13 protein-coding genes are annotated in these 21,401 nt (G+C 43.9%); 7 read left to right on the top strand and 6 right to left on the bottom strand.

Annotated features, from left to right (window positions below):
* The first annotated feature begins 331 nt into the window (after positions 1-331).
* Positions 332-2,362 carry a methyl-accepting chemotaxis protein gene (locus MSP8886_RS10195; RefSeq protein ID WP_083200904.1) on the top strand — a complete coding sequence of 677 codons (2,031 nt, stop codon included), beginning with the start codon at positions 332-334 and terminating at the stop codon, positions 2,360-2,362.
* A gap of 122 nt (positions 2,363-2,484) precedes the next feature.
* Here the strand turns inward: MSP8886_RS10195 and MSP8886_RS10190 are convergent, their stop codons facing one another.
* The 3 genes from MSP8886_RS10190 to MSP8886_RS10180 all read right to left on the bottom strand — a co-directional run bounded on the left by MSP8886_RS10190 (position 2,485) and on the right by MSP8886_RS10180 (position 5,097).
* A complete protein-coding gene (locus MSP8886_RS10190; RefSeq protein ID WP_067016009.1) occupies positions 2,485-3,348 on the bottom strand; it encodes an oxaloacetate decarboxylase in 864 nt (287 codons plus the stop codon).
* Positions 3,349-3,824: 476 nt separating this feature from the next.
* Entirely contained in the window at positions 3,825-4,592 is a 768-nt protein-coding gene (locus MSP8886_RS10185; protein WP_067016006.1) for an SPOR domain-containing protein, read from the bottom strand.
* A 73-nt stretch (positions 4,593-4,665) separates the two neighbouring features.
* A complete protein-coding gene (locus MSP8886_RS10180) occupies positions 4,666-5,097 on the bottom strand; it encodes a YqaA family protein (RefSeq protein ID WP_067016003.1) in 432 nt (143 codons plus the stop codon).
* Between the two features lie 139 nt (positions 5,098-5,236).
* Here MSP8886_RS10180 and MSP8886_RS10175 point away from each other — a divergent pair, with 139 nt between their 5' ends.
* From MSP8886_RS10175 to glgX, 4 genes are all read left to right on the top strand, one after another.
* Positions 5,237-6,835: a methyl-accepting chemotaxis protein gene (locus tag MSP8886_RS10175; RefSeq protein ID WP_067016000.1), complete on the top strand. Its 1,599-nt coding sequence runs from the start codon at positions 5,237-5,239 to the stop codon at positions 6,833-6,835.
* 408 nt (positions 6,836-7,243) lie between these two features.
* Positions 7,244-10,381 (top strand): phosphorylase b kinase regulatory subunit alpha/beta, encoded by a 3,138-nt coding sequence (locus MSP8886_RS10170; RefSeq protein WP_067015997.1) that lies wholly within the window; start codon positions 7,244-7,246, stop codon positions 10,379-10,381.
* A gap of 41 nt (positions 10,382-10,422) precedes the next feature.
* On the top strand, positions 10,423-12,630 hold the full coding sequence (gene glgB / locus MSP8886_RS10165) for a 1,4-alpha-glucan branching protein GlgB (protein ID WP_067015995.1): 2,208 nt from the start codon (positions 10,423-10,425) through the stop codon (positions 12,628-12,630).
* Positions 12,631-12,643: 13 nt separating this feature from the next.
* Positions 12,644-14,668: a glycogen debranching protein GlgX gene (gene glgX / locus MSP8886_RS10160; protein ID WP_067015992.1), complete on the top strand. Its 2,025-nt coding sequence runs from the start codon at positions 12,644-12,646 to the stop codon at positions 14,666-14,668.
* A 25-nt stretch (positions 14,669-14,693) separates the two neighbouring features.
* Here the strand turns inward: glgX and MSP8886_RS10155 are convergent, their stop codons facing one another.
* The 3 genes from MSP8886_RS10155 to MSP8886_RS10145 form a co-directional block, all read right to left on the bottom strand.
* Positions 14,694-15,641, bottom strand: a complete 948-nt coding sequence (locus MSP8886_RS10155) for a GGDEF domain-containing response regulator (RefSeq protein WP_067015989.1) — start codon at positions 15,639-15,641, stop codon at positions 14,694-14,696.
* Positions 15,642-15,645: 4 nt separating this feature from the next.
* Positions 15,646-17,205, bottom strand: coding sequence for a response regulator (locus tag MSP8886_RS10150; protein ID WP_067015986.1), 1,560 nt, complete (start codon positions 17,203-17,205; stop codon positions 15,646-15,648).
* Positions 17,206-17,663: 458 nt separating this feature from the next.
* Entirely contained in the window at positions 17,664-18,116 is a 453-nt protein-coding gene (locus MSP8886_RS10145) for a protein tyrosine phosphatase family protein (RefSeq protein ID WP_067015983.1), read from the bottom strand.
* A gap of 234 nt (positions 18,117-18,350) precedes the next feature.
* Here MSP8886_RS10145 and MSP8886_RS10140 point away from each other — a divergent pair, with 234 nt between their 5' ends.
* Entirely contained in the window at positions 18,351-20,180 is a 1,830-nt protein-coding gene (locus MSP8886_RS10140; RefSeq protein WP_067015980.1) for an ABC transporter permease, read from the top strand.
* 1 nt (position 20,181) lies between these two features.
* A complete protein-coding gene (locus MSP8886_RS10135; RefSeq protein WP_083200902.1) occupies positions 20,182-21,372 on the top strand; it encodes an ABC transporter ATP-binding protein in 1,191 nt (396 codons plus the stop codon).
* Positions 21,373-21,401: the final 29 nt, after the last annotated feature.

Below are 21,401 nucleotides of genomic sequence, written 5' to 3'. Positions count from 1 at the left end.
ATTCATGACAAAAAAAGACAGCTAACCAGAAGTTAAAAGATTTTAGCCGCAAGATATCATTATTTTTTGAATTTTAACGACAGAAACGCATTTATTTCATAGCAAAAAGCCACACAAAAGAGAACAAAAAATAATCAGTTTTTTTTCACCCCCCTATTCTGACACAGCAAAAAAACAGCTTTTTCTTATCATATACACAGTGCTTAAACCTTAGCTTTTCGCAACAAACACAACACAATTTCTGATGATAACTTACCGTCTTTCTATGGCCGTTTCCCATATTTAGTCTATGGTTAATGATAAAATTGGCTGTATAAAGGATTATTAAGTTATGCGAACACAATCAATTCGAATCAAAATGATGCTCCCCATTATTGCCCTATCTTTGATTCTCGCCGGTTTATTTGCATTTAACGCAATCATAAGCAGTTATCAAAGCAGCATTTTAAAAAAGCAAACCAGTCACTATTTTGAAGCCATGTCGGTGGTGTTAAATGCCGATCGAGACATTTACCAAGCACGCTTAGCGCAAGAGCAACTTTTTTTTAATCAGGGCAACCCTCAAAAAAATCGTGACACCTTTACAGAAAATGCCCAGCAAGTATTCGATCGATTTCAAAAATATCGGGAATACTTAGCTGATGAACCGAAAGCAGTCCTAGAGCCTTTTGCAGATTTTGATCGCCTCTATAAAGAGTGGCTAAATGTAAGCCAATCACTTCTTAGCACCAGCCAAGCGGCCACACCATCCCCCGTGGTAGAGATAGATAAGCAGTTTTTTAAGCTACGTAATACGCTCGATAAAGCAGGTGAAAGCCTTCATGACTTCGCCAGTAGCACAGAAAATATGCAAAGCCTTAGTGCTCAGAGCTTAGAACGCTACCTAGAAGCTATCACAGAAGTATTGAGTGCTGACCGAGATCTTTATCAGGCCCGCTTGGCCCAACAAAAAATCATCAATCACATTGGCGAATTTCAAGAAAATAAAGCTGAGTTTCAAAACAATGCAAAACAGGTCATTCAACGCTTTAACACCTATCGCACCTATCTTAAAAACGAGCCAAATCTCACAAAGCCTTTCGGTAATTTTGATGTGCAATTTAGTCAGTGGCTGGCTGACAGTACAGACTTAATCAATACTTACTCGGCAGGCAGCAACAAAGAGCCAAAAGGATTCAAGCAAATGGAAGAAAAATTTTCTGCCATTCGTGATTTGTTAGACAAAGCAGGCGAATCCGTAAGAGAACGCTCCCACGACCTACAAGTCGATGTAGAGCAGAAAGTTCAAGAATACCAAAACATTGCGAAGATCATTCTACTGATCTCCTTCGCGATTGCTCTCGTTGTCGGTTACATCATTCCATTAAAGCTGACAAAAAGCGTTGAAAGCATCACCCAGCGGATTAAAGAGATTTCAGAAGGTGATGGCGACTTAACTCAGCGTATCAACTCATCTTCTAAAGATGAACTGGGGGATCTGTCTAATGAGTTCGATAATTTCTTAGAGAAATTACGCACCATCATCAGTCATATCCAAAAAGAATCCTTTGCCTTGGGGGACACGACCAGTGAACTTAATACCGTCTCCGATAAAACCGGGAGGATTACCGATGCATTGGTCGCGGCGTCAGAGTCCATTGTCAGCGCAGGTCACGAAATGAATATGTCTAACCAATCGATGGAGGAGATCGCAAGTAATACAGCAGCAGAGGCGAAAACCTCAAACCAATTAACGAAAAATGGCCTCAAAGCGGTCAATGATTCTCAAAATGCCATGTCCAATTTAGTAAAAGACATTGCCGAAGACTTATCCCGTTCCAACGAACTTGAAAAAAGCTCGGAAGCCATTGCTTCGGTTTTGGAAGTCATCCGCAGCATTGCAGAGCAAACCAACTTATTGGCCTTAAACGCAGCTATCGAAGCCGCTCGCGCCGGTGAGCAAGGACGAGGGTTTGCTGTCGTTGCTGATGAGGTTCGAACACTTGCGACCCGAACACAAGACAGTACTAACGAAATCGAAGCCATGATCACTCAACTTCGTGAAAACGTACAAAAATCGTCTCTGTCTATTCAAAACAGTCAGTCCAATGCAAATCATACCGCCGACAACTTTAATGAGGTCACCAAAGTTTTCAACGCCTTAACGGAATCGTTCAACAAAGTTCAGGATATGGCATCACAAACCGCTCAAGCTACCCAAGAACAATCCACCGTTGCCAACGAAATTAACCAAAACTTAGCATCACTCCAAGAACAAACCGACAGCATTCAAGAGATCTCTCAGCTCATTAGCAGCCAATCAACACGAATTTCAAGTCTCTACAATGGGTTGGAGGAACAGGTCGGAAGCTTTAAGATTTAAGGAGAGGGAGAATAAGGCTAGATAGAGAATAAAAAGCGCTCAAGGGCGCTTTTTATTCAAATTCATTGTTATTCAATGAACAATACGGATAGCCCATCTACAAAAGTGGCACACTGGCGGTATTATTCTTGAACATCCATATACTTGCTTGCCCAAACTCGGTTTTCTTCTAGTGTCGAATAACGAGTAGACAATTCAGAGGCATTTAACTTACCTTCCGCTATACCACGCTGTTCACGCAGACAATCATATGTTGCTTTAATAGCGGCAAAATAGGCAGCATGCCCATTTACCACAATACGAACACCCAGCTCTGCCAAACGCTCACGATCTTCTAATTCAGGGTTGCCATAAGCAATTAACATTAATGGAATAGAAACATGCTGACTGATTTTCTCTAAATGATCGAAGTCACGAATCCCCACCATACAAATGCCATCAACGCCCTCTGCTTCATAAGCTTTCACACGCTCAATGGTTTGCTCATCGGTCAATTGCCCCGCATTGGTGCGCGCAATAATGCACATTGCAGGATCAATACGGGCATCGAGCGCCGCACGAATCTTACCAACCGCTTCTTCCTGAGGGATTAAATCCGTCGACTTACGTCCATATTTGGCTGGTAGCAAAGTGTCTTCGATTGTCAAAGCGGCAACACCAGCACGCTCAAGTTCAGTAATGGTACGCATCACATTCAAGGCATTACCATAGCCATGGTCCGCATCCGCAATAATCGGCAGGCGGGCAACACGGCCAATGCGTGTCGCTTGCTCTGTAAACTCACTTAATGTAATCAATGCAAAATCGGGAGCAGCAAGCACTTGAAGAGACGCAACGGAACCACCCAATATACCGACTTCAAAACCAAGGTCTGCTGCAATACGCGCTGACATAGGATCAAAGGTCGAAGCAGTGTAGTAACATTTTTTTGTTGCTAATAATGCACGAAAGTCATTTCGCAAATCATGTTGGGAAGGTGTTGCCATCAATCTACTCCTAAAATCTATCGTCAGTTTACATGGTGCGATGGCAGGGCATTATACCTACCTAATATAGAGGCTTCATCAGAATTTAACTGATTGGTTAGTTTTGAAGCTAAAGAAAGCGCAAGGATAATTATGAAAAAAGGTCTCTTGTATATCGCTCCATCAAACCAAGTACCCTGCCTGAAGAACTGGCATGGCTCTGTGTTTGTTGTGTGACGGGGATTCTAGCAAAAACATATAGTTGAAATTCACAATATTTGTGTATGAATCATTAGCTATGCTTATACCGACTATTCATCAAACAACGGTATCAGCAGCAAAAAAATACTCTTTACGCCCAAAATCGACATTCTACACCACGCCAATTAAAGTCGATCTTACCCAATAAAAACGCCTCTTACCTTTATAAGAGGCAAGAGGCGCTTAAATAGATGAACCTAGCATCATTATATCAAGAAGCAAGTCACACCATAGAATTACAATGGCTCACCATCAAATTTTTTGACGATGCAATCCTTGCCTTTTTGTTTGAGCATATTACAGAAACCAACACTGTAAGCACGATCTAAAAACGGACCGACTTTTAACTGGTACATGGTGCGTCCATTAACAACAGCTTGATTAATATGTGGAGTAAGGTTCACAAAGACATCTGAATTATTTTTACTCAATCTCTTCCATCCATTCACCGCTTCTTGACGACTTGTATAAGCCGCGAGCTGAACACCATATTGATTATGGCCGCTCGATGCTTTGCTCGTAGTTTTGGCAACAGAAGGCGTATTATTGTAATTCGGCGTTAAGGCTTTAGGCTCAGAAGACGACATGGGCGCGGCTTGCATTGAAGACGACTGGGAGGAAGCGGTTTGTGCAGAGCTTTGTGCAGGAGAAGACTGAGCAGGTGCCATTTGCTGATTTTGGTTGTTCGCAACAGGGGTTACCTGAGGCGCGACACTGGGCGCCGCTTGCGTTTCACTCTCAGACAATCCTAAACCATCACTATTAGATTGAGAGGTTGCATTATTAGACTGTGATGCACTATTGGCAGCCATTGGTTTATTCGCACTGTCAGTCTGTTTAAGTTGCGCAAGCTGATCTTGTACCGCTTTTATCTCGGCATCGTGTTCTCTTACTTTTGTCTGCAAGTCCTGATACGTCATAAAGGTATTTTTACCTTCAAACATTGAACAAGCACTTAATGATAACGCCGCTGCAACAACCAGCAGTTTTTGTGTGACACCCATTAAAATTCCTCCATGTACACCAAATAAGGCAAAACTAACCATGAGAAAGCATAATCAAGAACATTATTGCTCTCTAACCGTTTAAGAACCAGCTCTGCCCCCACAGTATGAACCCATATCTTGCCGCCTTCCCAACAAAAACGAAAGGTAAAAAATACCTTATTTGCGTATGAAATACACCTGCAATTAATGAAATTCCATCACCAATGACAGGAAGCCAAGTAAATAATAAACTCCAGTAGCCATATTTATTAAACACACGCTCAGCACGCTGGCGTGATGTTGCACTCACTGGAAACCATTTTTTTGTCTCAAAACGAGAGATAAAACGACCGAGATACCAATTAGTCAACGCTCCTAGGGTATTACCTACACTAGCGAAAAACCATAGCCATACAACGGACGATACAGCTTCATTAGCATAGTAAAGCAAAAAAGCTTCTGAACCCAAGGGCAAAATAGTAGCGGACAAAAATGCTGTACCAAAAACAATTAAATAGCTCAATTTTTATTCCTAAAAGCCGCTATAAAGACTGCACCACACATACTTTATTTGTGAATATTATGATATACATCAAAGTGTAAGTTCGAGTTCTTATCATTAGCACAGTAGAATGCGCCAGGGATTACATCGGGAGTAATGCATGCTGAAAAAAATTAATAACATAAAAATACGCTATAAACTCTGGGCAATTATTGGCTTAATGTCATTAGGGACTGCGGCATTAATCCTAGTGTCATTGACTACACTGTTTCACAGCGAAGTGAAAGACCGAGAAAATCAAACTCGAGATGTACTTAGTATTGCTCACTCTATCATTGCTCCTCTTTACGAAAAACAAAAACAGGGTCAACTGACGGCTGTTCAAGCCAAACAACAGGCGATTCAAGCCCTTTCACTTATTCACTACGGCAGCGATCAAAAAATATGGTTATTGGGTAATGACCAAGAGTTACTAAACGCCCCAAGCCTGAATTCAGGTGGCCAAACACCGCCAGACTCACTCCTTACCGGAATAAATACCCATACTGAAAATCAAGCTTGGCGTTTTCAATATCAAGATAAAAATGGCCAACAGCACAGCATGATAGCCAGCAGCACAACATTTTCACCTTGGCAATTAACCTTGGTCACTACCTCTTCTATGGACGAGGTAATTAACCTATTTTTAGACACTTTAATTAACTATGCCATTCTGGTGGGGGTGTTAACCATCGTCATTGGCGGTTCTGCTTTGTTCATTATTCACATAGTCACAACCCGCATCAGCACCTTATGCAATACTATGACATCGGTGAAAAAGTCCGGCAATTTGACTCGCCGTGTTGAGTTTGATGGTTCGGATGAAATGGGAGAAATGGCAGACGCTTTCAACAGTATGATGAGTGATTTCCAGTCGATCGTCCGTAATGTCAGTCACTCCAGCGAAACTTTAGACAACATTGTTGGCCATACAAACCAATCTACCGAAAAAACCGTTAACGGTGTGTCCATGCAGCTAAGAGACACAGAACAAGCCACACAACTTATGCAGGACATGATAGCGTCAGTCGATGAAACACAAGACATTGCCGAGCGCGCGAGCCGAACCGCCACAGAGTTAGGGCAGCATTCGCAGCAAGGCTTAAGTGTCATGAACAATGCGAATCAAGACATTCAGCGTCTTTCTCGTGAAGTAGGCGATGCAACGAAAAAAATCCACCAGCTCCGAGAAGATGTTACCAATATCAATGAGCGACTCGGTATTATTTCCGAAGTTGCCGATCAAACCAATTTGTTAGCGCTGAATGCGGCCATTGAAGCAGCCCGTGCAGGTGAACAAGGCCGAGGCTTTGCCGTAGTTGCAGATGAAGTTCGCCAGTTAGCTCAACGCTCACAAATGGCGGCTACGGATATTGGCGGTTTGATCAATGAACTAACTCAACAAACCCTTACTACCGTGGAAGTCATGGAAAATGCACAAAACACGGCAAACCAAGGAGCTGAACAAACTTCTGAAGCAGGAAAAACCTTTAAGGAAATCGCCAGTAGCGTCTTATCCATTTCTAAACTCAACACGCAAATTACCCAAGCGACCAGTCGACAACATGCCTCGTCGCAAACTGTCAGCGAAGCCTTGGACAATATTGCTAATGTATGTGGTACCACCACAGTCAATTCTAATGAGATCCATGAGTCAGTTGAGCAATTAACCCAGTGCGCCTCTCAATTACGCATTCTTGTGAACCAATTCAGCACATAAAGAAGGCTGAAGAGACGCCAATTTCACCGTCTTTAATTTATCCTACTTACTCATCAGACCGCCCGTTTTTATAAAAAGCGGGCGCTACCTAAATCTATACCTGTTTACTATCAGGTTCCCTTCTATTGCCCTGCTTGCGTTCGTGTATTTTGGCTTCTGCTCTGCTAATGAGCTCACGACGGCATCCTTTTTGCTGATTATTTTTTATCTATACTCTAAGCCGTTATGCACTACCAAAAAAAGCGCCTATGATGATAGCTTCACTAACTTGAATCGATAAGAAGTTCGCTTTACTGCTTTATCTTAGTAGCAACTCACCATATGCTTACGGTAGTACATTTATATATAAGTAAACGAATCCAGCATCCAGACAACTGATTTCATGTTTTACGTTCTGAGGGAAGGAATATGGCGTTTGATACCCAAAAAAAGCTAAACTCTCTATACAAACACATCCAGGCTGTGATCCTCTCTCGGCAACACCCTGTTACTGGACTTTTTCCCGCTAGCACCAGCATTAATAACCACGGCAACTACACCGATGCCTGGGTGCGAGATAACGTTTATAGCATTCAAGCTGTCTGGGCTCTTCACCTCGCCTACAAACGTGCATCTAATCCAGATAAACGTGCTCATGAGTTAGAGTATTCCTGCATCAAAATGATGCGTGGCTTGCTGTATGCCATGATGCGCCAATCCCATAAAGTTGAAGCCTTTAAACACAGCCTCGACCCCAAAGATGCACTGCATGCAAAATACGACACCAAAACAGGGCTCGAAGCGGTCGCAGACGATGCTTGGGGCCACTTGCAAATTGATGCCACCAGCTTCTACTTATTGACATTGGCTCAAATGACCAAAGCGGGTAGCAAACTCATCTTCACCCACGATGAAGCCAATTTCATTCAGAACCTCGTCTATTATATTTCTCGCACCTATCGCACCCCTGATTACGGTATTTGGGAGCGAGGTAATAAAGTAAATAACGGCAAAGCGGAAATCAACGCCAGTTCCGTCGGCATGGCCAAAGCCGCAATGGAGGCCTTAGATGGCTTAAATTTATTTGGTAATGACGGGCCTGAATGGGCAGTCATCCATTCCTTTGCAGACGCCGTGGCCAGAGCAGGTTCCGTGTTACAATCTCTCCTGCCAAAAGAGTCACGCTCAAAAGAGGTGGACAGCGCGCTGTTAAGCATCATCAGTTTTCCTGCCTTTGCAGTGAATGACGAAAAACTTACCCAAAAAACTCGTGATGAAATCCTTAGCAAGCTAGGTGGTGAATATGGATGTAAACGCTTCTTATTAGATGGACATCAATCGGTTCTAGAAGATCAAAGCCGAATCTACTACGAATACAATGAGTTGATTAACTTTGAACATATTGAATCTGAATGGCCACTCTTTTTCACTTATTTGTACATTGACCGACTTTTTGCCCGCGACTGGGAAAGCGCAAATTTCTATCGCCATAAACTCGAAACACTGATGATAGAAAAAGACGGTGAGATGCTACTCCCCGAACTCTACTATGTCCCGAAAGAGAGCATCTTGGCAGAAAAAGAAAAACCCGGTTCGCAAAAGCGCCTTGCGAATGACAACCTGCCTCTCGTCTGGGCACAAAGCTTATATTTAGTGGGTAAAATGCTCGATGATGAGCTGATTCGAACGGATGATCTCGACCCTCTAGGATTGCATCGTATTCAGCATCGACCTAACGTGGTCACCACCTCCATGGTGATTCTCGCGCAAAACAATGCAGTAAAAGAAAAGCTGTTAAAGGCGGGCTGCCTCTGTCAAACCATCGATGAAATTGCTCCTTTTAAGGCCATTAGTGCTGTCCAGCTTGTCGAAACCTATCGTCACTTAGGCGCCTCTCCGGCATTAGGGCTCAGTGGGCGCCCTAATAGAGCATTAAACAGCTTAGCCACGTCCCAACCTTTTAGTATTAACGATGAAAGCTACTTGTGTTTATCTTGGATTCAGAATGAAGACAAAGACTATCGCAAAGTCGACCCCATACTGTTTAAAGCGCATATTAGTAATGAATTAAATATTATTAAAGATCATTGGTATTATCCTGCCAATGCCGTGTTTACTATTTTGATCGATGAAGCCTTAAGCGAAATGCCTGGCTGCGATGATTTATTTGAGTTTATCCGTCAACTGCAAGAACGTAAAACGGAAGAATTTCGAGTGATTGCTCAATCTGCCAAGAATGCTTTTAAATCAGGGAACCGTCGAACCATCACGATTGTATCACCAGAATCCCAGGTACTGGGTGCAACGTTACCATTGCACGAAAAACCTTGGCCATTAGCGAAGAGCAATACACATTACGATACGCAAAAAATTCATGAGATCGACACAGACACATTACTGGCTCGCTTACACCAAAAACCAAGCTTATCGGAAGCCATTGACTCCTTAATAGAACTAGGCACACGACGAGCGCTAATGAATACTATCCCTGGGTCAACACCCGCCGTCACCGCCTATAAAGTATTGGACTCCGTCTACACTCAAGCACTTCTCACAGAAAACTGGCAAGCTTCTAGACAACTGTTCTCTTTGATGCTGAAGCCCACAACAGATCTTGCTACATATATCGCCGACATTACGGTTCGTCAGCGCCTATTAGTCGTCGGGGATGCGCTGGAAAACGAAACTGACATCACCTTACCATTACACCAAGATGAAATTATGGAGCTGTTAAAATCAACCTCATCATCGTCCCTATCTTTAGTCATTTGTCATGAGTTGATAGCCATTGCAGGCACTTTGATAAAAGTTCATCCTGAGTTTTTTTCTGGAGTACGAACCATTCGTATTCATAGTTTGGCCTTACTCTGTGCTAGGCATATAAACCCTGATGAAAACGCCCCCGTATTCGAAACCTTATCAAAACTTTCACCTAGTTTGCTTTACGACACCTTCAAACAAGTGTTACAACAAAAACATGAGGATTTTAACCACGTGGTGAACCATGTTCGCTATCATCACAAAGTAGACAGCGACAACAGTAAAATGAAAGATATGGACTGGTTCGACTGGCGTATAGAACAAGGTATCATCACAAAACTACCGGAATCCATGCTCAAACAGCTATGGGAAAGCCTAAGCCATGTGGATGCCATTGTGTTTGGTGATATGCAAAGTAACACCACCTTACACTGCAAACAAACATTAAGCTCCATGACACCGGGGGAAGATACCTTTGCAATTTTGATAGAAAGTCTTACCTCTGACATTCATCCCGTTTGGTATAAAAGCCTAATTTTTGAAGGCTTATACGCTTTTATTCAATTTTGTCAGCAACATAAAAACTGCCATTTCGATCAAGAGATTAATCTGCCCGTTTTGGTTTCCCGTGCAGCGGTAGATCATGTGAAACAACACCAAGTAGATCACCCTGAAGAAAATTTGACTGAAGCCGCCTTAGATGAATTTGCCCAGTTAACACCAAATAAAGTGAACCAATATCTGCGTTGGGCGGTCAGCAAATTACACAGTCGACAACGCCAACAAGTAACGGAAAAGAAACACTAAATTAATATTATAAATACACTAACCCTTCTTTGGAGAAGTGAATGGATCCGCTTAAAAATGTTCTAATTAACGATATATTGAACGCACGTTGTGCCGACCCATTTGGCTGTTTAGGCTTACAAAAATCAAAGACTTCCAGTGGTTTTACTCTGACTGTATGGCGTCCTACTGCAACCGCTATCACGGTGATATCACTGACGGATGATACCGTTTTAGGAAAAATGGACTGTCTTCATAAAGATGGGTTATTTGAGTTATCTTTTCCTAAAGCAAAAGCCCCTTTTTACTACCGTATTAACGTCACTTATGGCGACAATACCTATACCATTGTCGACCCTTACCAATTTTCCGACGCCACCTTTCACGACCCTGAGCATCATCAAGCTAACCTCTACAAAAGTCAGGGGGCGATACATCGCGGTGCATACATTAACAAGCAATTAACCATTAATGGCACACGGTTTGCTGTGTATGCTCCAGCTGCGCGTTCGGTTTCAGTGGTTGGTGACTTTAATGCTTGGGACGGACGCCTTCATCCTATGTCAAGCAATGGTGATGGCATCTGGCGACTGTTCATTCCAGACGTCAATCATGGCGCCCGCTATAAATTTGAAATTCGTGCGAACAATGGCGATATCCTGCCACACCGCAGCGACCCTTTTGCTCAGCGTATTGAACAATACCCGTCTTTTGCAAGCGTAGTCTGCTTTGATGAAAAACATCAATGGCAAGATGAGCAATGGACCCAGCGTCCACTTGTCGATATTTACGAAACCCCCATGAGCATTTATGAACTTCACCTTGGCTCATGGCGTCGCAAAGAAGATAACCAGCCACTCACCTACTTGGAATTGAAAACCGAATTAGTTCCTTACCTACAAGAAATGGGCTATACCCACGTGGAATTACTGCCTATCAGTGAATACCCATTTGACGGCTCTTGGGGCTATCAACCCGTTGGTTTATACGCTGTAACCTCCCGCTATGGCACACCAGAAGAGTTCAAAGAGCTAGTCGATGCACTCCATCAGGCAAACATTGGTGTCATCATGGATTGGGTACCCGCTCACTTCCCAGCAGACAGCCATGGTTTGGCCAACTTTGATGGTAGCAAACAATATGAATACCCCGACCCAAAAAAGGGCTGGCATCCGGAATGGAACTCATTGATTTACGACTTTGGCAAGGATCATGTCGTCAACTACCTCATCAGTAACGCGGTTTTTTGGCTTGAAGAGTTCCATATAGATGGCCTACGTGTGGATGCCGTCGCCTCGATGCTTTATCTTGATTATTCACGGGAAGAGGGAGAATGGATTCCTAATCAGGATGGCGGCAACCACAATTACGAAGCCATTGCTTTTTTACGTCGACTGAACGAAACCGTCTATTTAAATCATCCTCGTTGTTTTACCGTGGCAGAGGAGTCAACCGCCTTCCCTGGTGTGTCGAAACCCACCTATATGGATGGCCTGGGTTTTGGCTTTAAATGGAACATGGGCTGGATGAACGACTCATTAGAGTACATTAAAAAAGACCCTGTACATCGCAAATACCATCAAGGTGAACTCACCTTTAGCATGGTCTATGCGTTCGACGAACAGTTTGTCTTGCCTATATCACACGATGAAGTTGTCCACGGCAAAGGGTCCATGATCGAAAAAATGCCCGGTGATCCATGGCAAAAATTCGCGAACTTACGCGTTTTTTCCGCTTACATGTATTTTCACCCAGGCAAAAAACTCAACTTTATGGGCAACGAATTTGCTCAAGGTCAGGAATGGAGTCACCAACGTTCTCTTGATTGGCATTTGCTGGACATTGATTACCACCAAGGGCAACACCGTTTAACGCAAGATTTAAACCATTTATATAAAAATGAACAAGCCCTGCATCTAGATCACTCAGGCCATGGTTTTGAATGGATCAGTTATGATGATAGTGCTAACAGTATCTTAGTCTTTGTTCGAAAAGCCAAAGAGTATACCGCCCATGGTATCGCTATCACCAACTTTACACCTGTGCCTCAAGCAAACTATCGTATCGGTGTACCAGAGCCGGGCCGCTATCAAGTGATCTTCAACTCCGATGATGGACGCTACTCGGGAAGTGATTACCTATTAAGCCAAGGCTGCCAAAAAAATCACATCTATCAAACTGAGGCTATCGCCAGCCACGACAAAGCCAATAGCATTGAAATCAAAGTGCCGCCTCTCAGCGGTGTCTTTTTAAAGTGGCTAGGTGAATAAAAAGGAACCTTTCATGAGCGATACTTACACGGTTAATCTTGGCCATCCTTTTCCCCTCGGGGCTCAAATCACCGAAAATGGTGTTAATTTCGCCGTCGCCTCTGAAGAGGCCAGCACCATTTTTTTGTGCCTCTTTGACGACAAAGGGAACGAACTAGAACGCTTGCCTTTTATTGCTAAGCGTCGTGGTATATGGCATATGGAAGTGTTTGGCTTAACAGAAGGCCAACACTATGGATTTCGTGCACAAGGTCCTTTTAACCCCAGTTCACAGCGACTATTTAACGAAAACAAGCTGCTTATCGACCCTTATGCGAAAGCATTATCCGGTAAACTCGAATGGCATGAGGATCAAGCCGCTATCACAAAAGACGGGGAACAACATCTTGTAGACTCCGCCTATTGTGTGCCCAAATCCATTGTTAGACGTGTTAGCGCCTCATCGATTCGCCCTAAACGAGTCCATGTGCCACATGCCCAACGCGCCTTATACGAGCTGCATGTCAAAGGGTTCAGTCAGAACTTACCCATTGATGAGACGCTTAAAGGTACCTATCTTGGAGTCATTTCCAAACCTGGTATTAAACACTTAAAGTCCCTTGGCATTACCACCATTCAGTTAATGCCTTGCTTCAGCTTTGCCACAGAAAGACACTTACAACACCTCAGACTCAGCAACTACTGGGGCTATAACCCCATCAGCTTTTTTGTCCCAGAACCCTCTTATGCTCAAAAAGATGCCATCAGCGAGTTTCAAACCATGATAGATGGGCTTCGTGAAGCTGGTTTTGAGGTTATTCTCGACGTGGTGTACAACCACACAGCCGAAAGCGAGATGGATCAAGCAAGCGTCTGCTTCCGCGGCTTGGATAATGCCCAATATTATCGCCACAAAGAAGGTCAATATCTTAATTATACTGGCTGTGGAAACTGCCTGGATACCTATAACCCAAGCAGTATTCGTCTTATTTGCGACAGCATGCGCTATTGGATAACGGTCATGGGTATCGATGGATTCCGCTTTGATTTAGGTGTGGATTTGGGTAGAACAGACGATGATTTTTCAGCTAAAGCGCCGTTATTACAAGCCATCTTACAAGACCCAGTACTAAGTGAAGCCTGTTTAGTTATGGAGCCTTGGGATATTGGTCCAAACGGTTATCAACTAGGGCAATTTCCTAGAGGTTTCTTAGAGTGTAACGACCAATACCGTGATGCGATACGACGTTTTTGGCGTGGTGATGAAGGTTTAACTTCTCAATTGGCCACACGCTTGATGGGGTCAAGAGACATTTTCCATAAGGGTCAAAAAAGTGCGTTGCATTCTGTCAACTACATCACCTACCATGATGGCTACACACTGCATGATTTGGTCTCTTACCATCGCCGCCATAATATGGCAAACATGGAAAACAACCGAGATGGCCACGGCGACAATATTAGCCAAAACTTTGGTGTCGAAGGTGAAACAGACAACGCCGAGATCTTGCAACGTCGCTTAAATCAACAACTTTGCTTTATCGCAACCTTGCTTCTTAGTCAGGGAACCCCCCATATTCTGGGTGGTGATGAGCTATCTCACACGCAACAAGGAAACAACAACGCCTATTGTCAAGACAACGACATAACATGGCTTAAGTGGGAAGAAAGTGCCCCTAGAACCGCATTACAGGAAGCCATTACAAGCTTAATGGCGATACGAAAAGCCTACCCTATTCTGGCAGAAATTTATTTAGAAGATGACCCCCTATACCAACACCAACCCTCAGACCAAATAGAGTGGCTGAATGAGCACAGCCAACCCATGACTAACGACGACTGGGCTCAGAAAGAGCGAGATTTTTTATCGGCCATCCTTACCCCAGCGGATTTATCGACACACCTTTGGCTTGTCTTTTATCGTGAAGACCACCCTCTAAGCGTGCCATTACCAAAAAACACCACCCAACTAGACGTACTTTATAAAACACCAGGAATAGAGGTTGATAAAACGCAAATCCACTGCCATTACCGTGGGGTCATGATCGCGAAACTTTAAGATAAAGCTAAATAAAAACACAAAATCAAGTAAGGCTAGACGGCGCATCGACTTTCGCAAAACTAACGCGATTTCGACCCTTTTCCTTTGATTCATAAAGAGCTTTGTCTGCCGCTTGAACAACATCCCAGTCGTCCAGTCTAGCAGCTTGCTTACAAGTGAGAGTGCTGTAGCCAATCGATATGGTAACAACATCATGGGTAGCGCTGGGAGCATGCGTTAAATTCAACTGCTCTATCGTGTGGAGTAGATTATCAAGATGCATCCCTACGCCTTCAGCATGTGTGTTTGGGAAAAGAAGCGCAAACTCCTCGCCACCATACCTAGCCACAAGATCGACTGGCCGTCTAGCACTGCGAATTAAAGCTGAAGCGATACTTTTGATACACTCATCACCCGCGATATGACCAAAATGATCGTTGTATTTTTTGAATTCATCAATATCAATGATTGCCACCGTAAGCGGCTCTTGCTCACGATAGCATCGCTTAAATTCTATAGCTAATTGCTCGTCAAACGTACGTCTATTCGCAAGACCTGTCATGGCATCGGTATGGGCCAGCTTTTCTAGCAACTCAATCGCTCGATGATAGGCAACATGCGTTTTGGCTCGTGCGGCAACAACACGAGGATTAAGTGGCTTCGCTATATAATCCGCGCCCCCAACATCGAACACTTTCTCTTCAAAACCCACTTCGGTATTACTGGTAATAAAAAGCACGGGGATGCTTTTGGTATCCGGTCTATTTTTTAGAGTCGAGCATACTTCTAAACCTCGCATATCGGGTAACTCTACGTCCAATAAAATCAAATCGGGAAGTCGCTCTTCTATCATTACAAATGCTTGCTTAGAGTTCAATGCAAAACGAACTCGCCCAAGATCTTTTAGCGCTTTGTTTAACGCTATGACTACCGTCCTATCATCATCAATAATCAGAATATCAGAACGTTGGCTCTCTACTAATTTCTTCATATTGCTACGTATCCCCAAGCCTTTTTATGAGTGGCTCCAGAAAAGCTATGGCCTGTTTATAGTCAAGCCTAGCTAAACTTCGTTGAAATTGTTGGAACCTCTCATTCCCTAAAGCCTCACGAAGTGACGCACTGTGCTCATCCACTTCATCCAAAGCACTTAAGTCTTGTTCTGCTAACAGTATCAAAATAGATTCTACCGTTTCCAATTTAAGCGATGGAGCCATCACGTCGACAGCGGATGTTGAGGCGACATGCTTTTCTTCTTTCCATAAATCTAATGCCTCTTTGCTAGCATTCTGCAAGGCTTGTAATGCTAGAGAAAGATTCATCAACACTTTTTTTGCTGACTGACTTTCAGTACGTACTATTTCCTCAGCTTCGGATGCTAATTGCTGCACCCTCTCCGCCCCAACCATACCAGAAACACTTCTTAACTTATGCACTTGAGAGGCTATTTGAAGGCGCAAGTCTGCGTGTCCTGCATCATCAATATCGATTTGAGGAGGCATACTTAAATTAGTATATTCAATTAACAGATTCTCTAAAGTCTCCAAAAATAATGACTTGTCTCCAAGCAACATATTTTTCGCTTTATCTATATTGAGCTCTACAATAGCTGGCCAACGATCCTGCTCCGAAGTTGTCTGTTGGGCGTCTGGACTAGGCGGTTCAGAAATAGACAAATGTAGCGATTCTATCGGAATATCCTTGCCTCGATAGACCTTAATATACAATCGTAATAGAGTAATAAGCGTTGATGGATCAATGGGTTTTGTCAAAAAGTCACTCATCCCGGCTTCTAATGCCTGATCTTTTTCTTCTCCCAACGTCCCTGCAGTCAGGGCAATAATAGGCAAAGTCGTTAAGTGCAAGCGCTTACGAATAAGGCGCGTTGCCTCCAAGCCATCAATCCCTGGCATTTGCACATCCATTAAAACGGCATCAAAATCATTGTTTGGGTCTTCCAGAATAGTTAACGCTTCCTCACCACCATTCGCCGTCTGTAGCTTCGCACCGTTATGCTTCAAGATATAGCTGACCACCGCTAGATTCGTCGCGCTATCATCGACAACAAGTAGATGGGTATTGGGTAACCATTTGGCCTTGATGACTTCGGTTGAGGTAGCTTGTAATACTCGATTGAAATCCCCCGTCCGATTTGTCACAACATCGTTAACCGCGTTAAATAACACGTATGCATTTAATGGCCTACGCAAAACACGGTCCACCAAACGCTCTGTGTCTTGTTCGATTATAGTGTCACTATCGTAAGCAGAAATCATCAGCACTGCTGGCAGATGTTCTCGACCAATATGACGAGCCAACGAACGAATCACACTTAGGCCATCCATAGAAGGCATATGGCTGCTAACCAGCAAGGCATCCGGTGAGCACGAGCTATTATCATGATGTTTAATACACTCTTGAACGAGTTCTGAGCCATCATTGACAAGGCTTGATTGCCACCCCAATGCACGAGTCATTTTCTGAAGATGCTCAGCCTCTAATGGATCACCTTCGACAATCAATACAAAGATAGATTGACGTGGATTATCTTGCATCGCAATGTCTTCGGCAATCCGAACTTTTAATAGTAAATATATTCAAAATCGACTTCCTACATCCGCAGCACTCTCAATACTAATTTTGCCCATCATATCCATCAAGTTTCTAACAATAGAGCCCCCAACCCCATACCATCAATATCACACTCTAGTTTTTTGTTTCTGCCTGCGTTTTGAATTCAATAAACACCTCTTAAAAAAGCACCGTAGAACGATGGACGGCTCTTCTAACCTCTCTTGGCCGAAGTGAATGAGGTAGTATACTATTAGCGGTAAACATCGACTCTCATGTCAACTCTATAGCACGAGCATCCAGCTGAGCCAAAGTTACTTACGTTTTAGCGCAAACACTTTTTAGCTCTACCTTCCATTTAATAGTAGACCAAAAAAACGATAATATAAGACCTCTTCTTTATTATGATGTTAGAGATAGAAGAGGCCTTTATAACACCTTTTTAGTCCCCCAATCCTAGGTCCTCGGCTGACCATTTCAACATCTCTTGCCACACCGGATTAATATCCCAACGCTCAAACATAATGGATTTAGAAGCGTGTTCGGAGCATTTTTCAACCTTAGAAAAATAGTGGTACATAAACGCCGAAACACGATAGTTCATAATGCAATGAACAAACACCTTTTGAGTCTTTAACAAAGAAAGTAATCGGCAAAAAAGTGCCACTTGTTTTTTAGAGGGCGCATCAAATTTTACGGGAACATGGATATAACTCATCCCTAATTCGCTGACTAACTGATCCTCTTCTAAGACCGCGTCTGGATGATCAAGCATCCCAAGGTTAATAACATAGTCATAGCCATTTTCTGCGATACTCAAAAATTGTTCGGCCTTTGGCTGTCCTCCTGTCGCAATAAGCGGTGTCAATTGAACAAAATTTCTAATTTTCTCCATCTATCCTTTCCCTTTATCAGAATCACGCTCATCAGCACTCAAAAAATATAACAAAAAGTTCACAAAAGACAAAAACTCTCTTTAACCTTATGATTTTTAATACTTTATCCTCCATAAAGTCATATATATGACGTGTCAGTTTCAACATTTTGCACATAGGCGCAAAAACGTCACCACTTTGTAACATAACCTCTCTATGGTGATTGCCGTGGATAAGCAATAAGGAAAAACACCATGCCGTTGTCGGTTGAAACACCTCACCATTTAAAGCCAGATTGGTGGCTAAGAGTACGTCACTCCATCGCAGTCAGCAGGCATGAGCCAGCTAACGTCATCGCTTTTATATTAGCGGTTTGCTTTGCCTATTTGATTCTAGCGCCTGTTATCTCCATATTACTTGATGCCATTTTTGTTCACTCAGGCGATGCGGGACGAACTCATCAAGACGAAGGTGCGTTCACTCTCTACTATCTGACTCGTGCTTTTATGTCACGTATGTCGCAAATTATTCTTTGGACTCCTCTGTACAACACCCTCGCGATCGCTCTTGGTACTGTAGCATGTTCTTTAACCTTGGGAGTGACACTGGCTTGGTTGATCAATCGAACCAATATGGCAGGCCGTAGGTGGTTTGCCAGCGCCTTGATTGTCCCTTTCATGCTCCCGTCTTGGACATTTGCCATGGCTTGGACAACCATCTTTAAAAACCGCACGATCGGCGGGCAGCCTGGATGGCTCGAAGCATTGGGATTTCATACCCCAAACTGGCTCGCTTATGGCTTTTTCCCAATTGTCGTTATTTTAATTTTACACTATACCCCTCTGGTCATTTTAATTGTTGGCAATGCGCTAACTCGTTTAGATGTACAAATGGAAGACTGTGCCCGTATTTTAGGTGCCCCTCGTCGCACTATTGCCTTCTCCATCATTTTACCCTTAGTACGTCCAGCCCTTATGTCCGCCGCTTTGCTGATTTTTGCCGACTGCATTGGCGAATTTGCTGTGCCATACATCCTAGGATTACCCGTCAATTACGACACGCTGTCAACGGGCTTGTATCGCTCCCTTGACTCTCGACAAAACGGCGTTGCGGCGGTTCTAGCCGCCGTCATTATGATCATTGGTGTTATCACCTTGCTCATCGACATGCACATGATGCGTGAGGCACGCCGTTTTGTGACCGTGGGCGGTAAAGGCAATATGGATCGCCAAACCTCCCTTGGCAAATTCCGCGTAATTGCGGCCAGTATTCCCATGGCGTTTATGCTCATTGCCATGGTGATCCCACTGATCACCTTATTTTTATCAACCATCATGACTCTGCCTGGCCGCTTCACCCTAAGCAATTTCACCTTTGATTATTGGATAGGACACCATTTAACGACCGTCGCCCTGCGCAATGGTATTTTGTTCACCCCAGAATTTTGGCAAGCCACTTGGAATACCATCTTCATTGTAGGTATTGCTTCTCTATGTTCTGGCATTTTAGGCTTGCTGGTGGGTTATGCGGTAACACGCTGTTCATTCCGTGGCGTCAGCGGTTTTTTACGCCATATTACCTTTATGCCCTATTTGGTTCCGGGGATTGCTTTTGCGGCCGCCTTTCTGTCACTGTTTGCTGTCGCTCGCGGCCCTATTCCTGCCCTTTACGGCACCCCTATATTACTTATCATCGCACTTATTGCAGAAAAAATGCCCTTTGCCAGTCGCTCTGGAATCGCGGCAATGACACAACTCGGTAAAGAGCCTGAAGAAGCCGCTCGTATCGCCGGAGCGAGCTGGTTCACTCGCATGCGTAAAATCATCGTTCCCATTCAAGCAGGGCCGTTAGCAACCGGTATTCTTTTGCCTTTCATATCCGGTATTAAAGGCGTCAGTCTGTTTATTATTCTAGCGGTTCCCTCGACCGATGTTCTTACCACCTATTCCCTTCGTTTACTCGATTACAACTATGACCAAGCAGCCAACGCCGTCGTCTTTATGATCGCCTTGATTGCTTGGTTTGGCACCCTATTGATCCAACGGATCTCTGGTACCCACTTGGCCCAAGGTCTGGAGAGCTAATATGCCGACTATAGAACTGAAAAACCTAACAAAAACCTATGGAAAAAATACAACACCAGCGGTTAATGACGTCACTATCACCATCGCTGACGGCGAGTTTATGTGCTTACTTGGCCCTTCTGGTTGCGGTAAAACCACAATTTTACGCATGATCGCAGGCATTGAGCATGCCAGCTCAGGGGAAATCGTACTAGGAGGCTCAGTCGTTGACTCCGTCAACAAGTCGCACTTTACTCCCCCTGAGCAGCGCCAGATTGGCTTAGTGTTCCAAAACTATGCACTTTGGCCTCATATGACCGTAGAACGTAATGTGGACTTTGGCCTGCGTATACAGAAGATACCAGCAGAAGAACGCCATGCTCGCTGCCAAGATGTTATGGAAAAACTGCGTATCGCGGAATATGCAAATCGTTACCCGTCACAGCTTTCTGGGGGCCAACAACAACGCGTCGCATTAGCACGTATGTTAGCGGTGAACCCAGGTATCTTGCTATTAGATGAGCCTCTTTCTAATTTAGACGCCACGCTGCGTTTAGAAATGCGAGCCGAATTGCGCCGTATTCATGAGACATTTGGTACCACCATTGTGTTCGTCAGTCACGACCAATGGGAAGCCATGACCTTAGCCAATACCATCGCCGTGATGAACAAAGGCACACTACAGCAAATTGGTACACCCGATGAAATCTATGCAACACCGCAAAATCGCTTTGTTGCCGAATTTATCGGAAACCCAAAAATCAATATGATCGAGCTTAGCAAAGCAACCAATTCCCTCGACAAAGTGGCGGATCATATCCTAGCACGCCTACCTGAGTGCGCACATGCAGACACCTGCTGCATTCGCCCAGAAGAGATAGTCTTAAGTGACGTACCACATAGCCACACTCTGCCAATGACCATAGAAAATATTATGCCAACAGGTGGTAGCTGGGTGATTGAGCTAAGTTACGGGAGCAGTCGTCTGTTCCACTCAACACAGCAGCGCCCATACTGGCGCGTGCAGGAACAAGTCAACGCTTTTTTGCCGGCTCAAGCCCTACACTTTTTTGATCAACACCATCAACGACTGATAATAGACACGCCCCAAGACGAATCGCTAAAACGGCTAAAGCAGCCTAATCAATTCGGATCAAACCATACGTTTGAACCCAATCATCCACTTACTCAGCCAGTGAATCACAGGGTATAGACCTTCAACCTTAGACCTAGGAGATGACC

The sequence above is a fragment of the Marinomonas spartinae genome (genome assembly GCF_900089775.1).
Classification (GTDB): Bacteria; Pseudomonadota; Gammaproteobacteria; order Pseudomonadales; family Marinomonadaceae; genus Marinomonas; species Marinomonas spartinae.
This window is presented reverse-complemented; position numbering and strand designations above follow the sequence as displayed.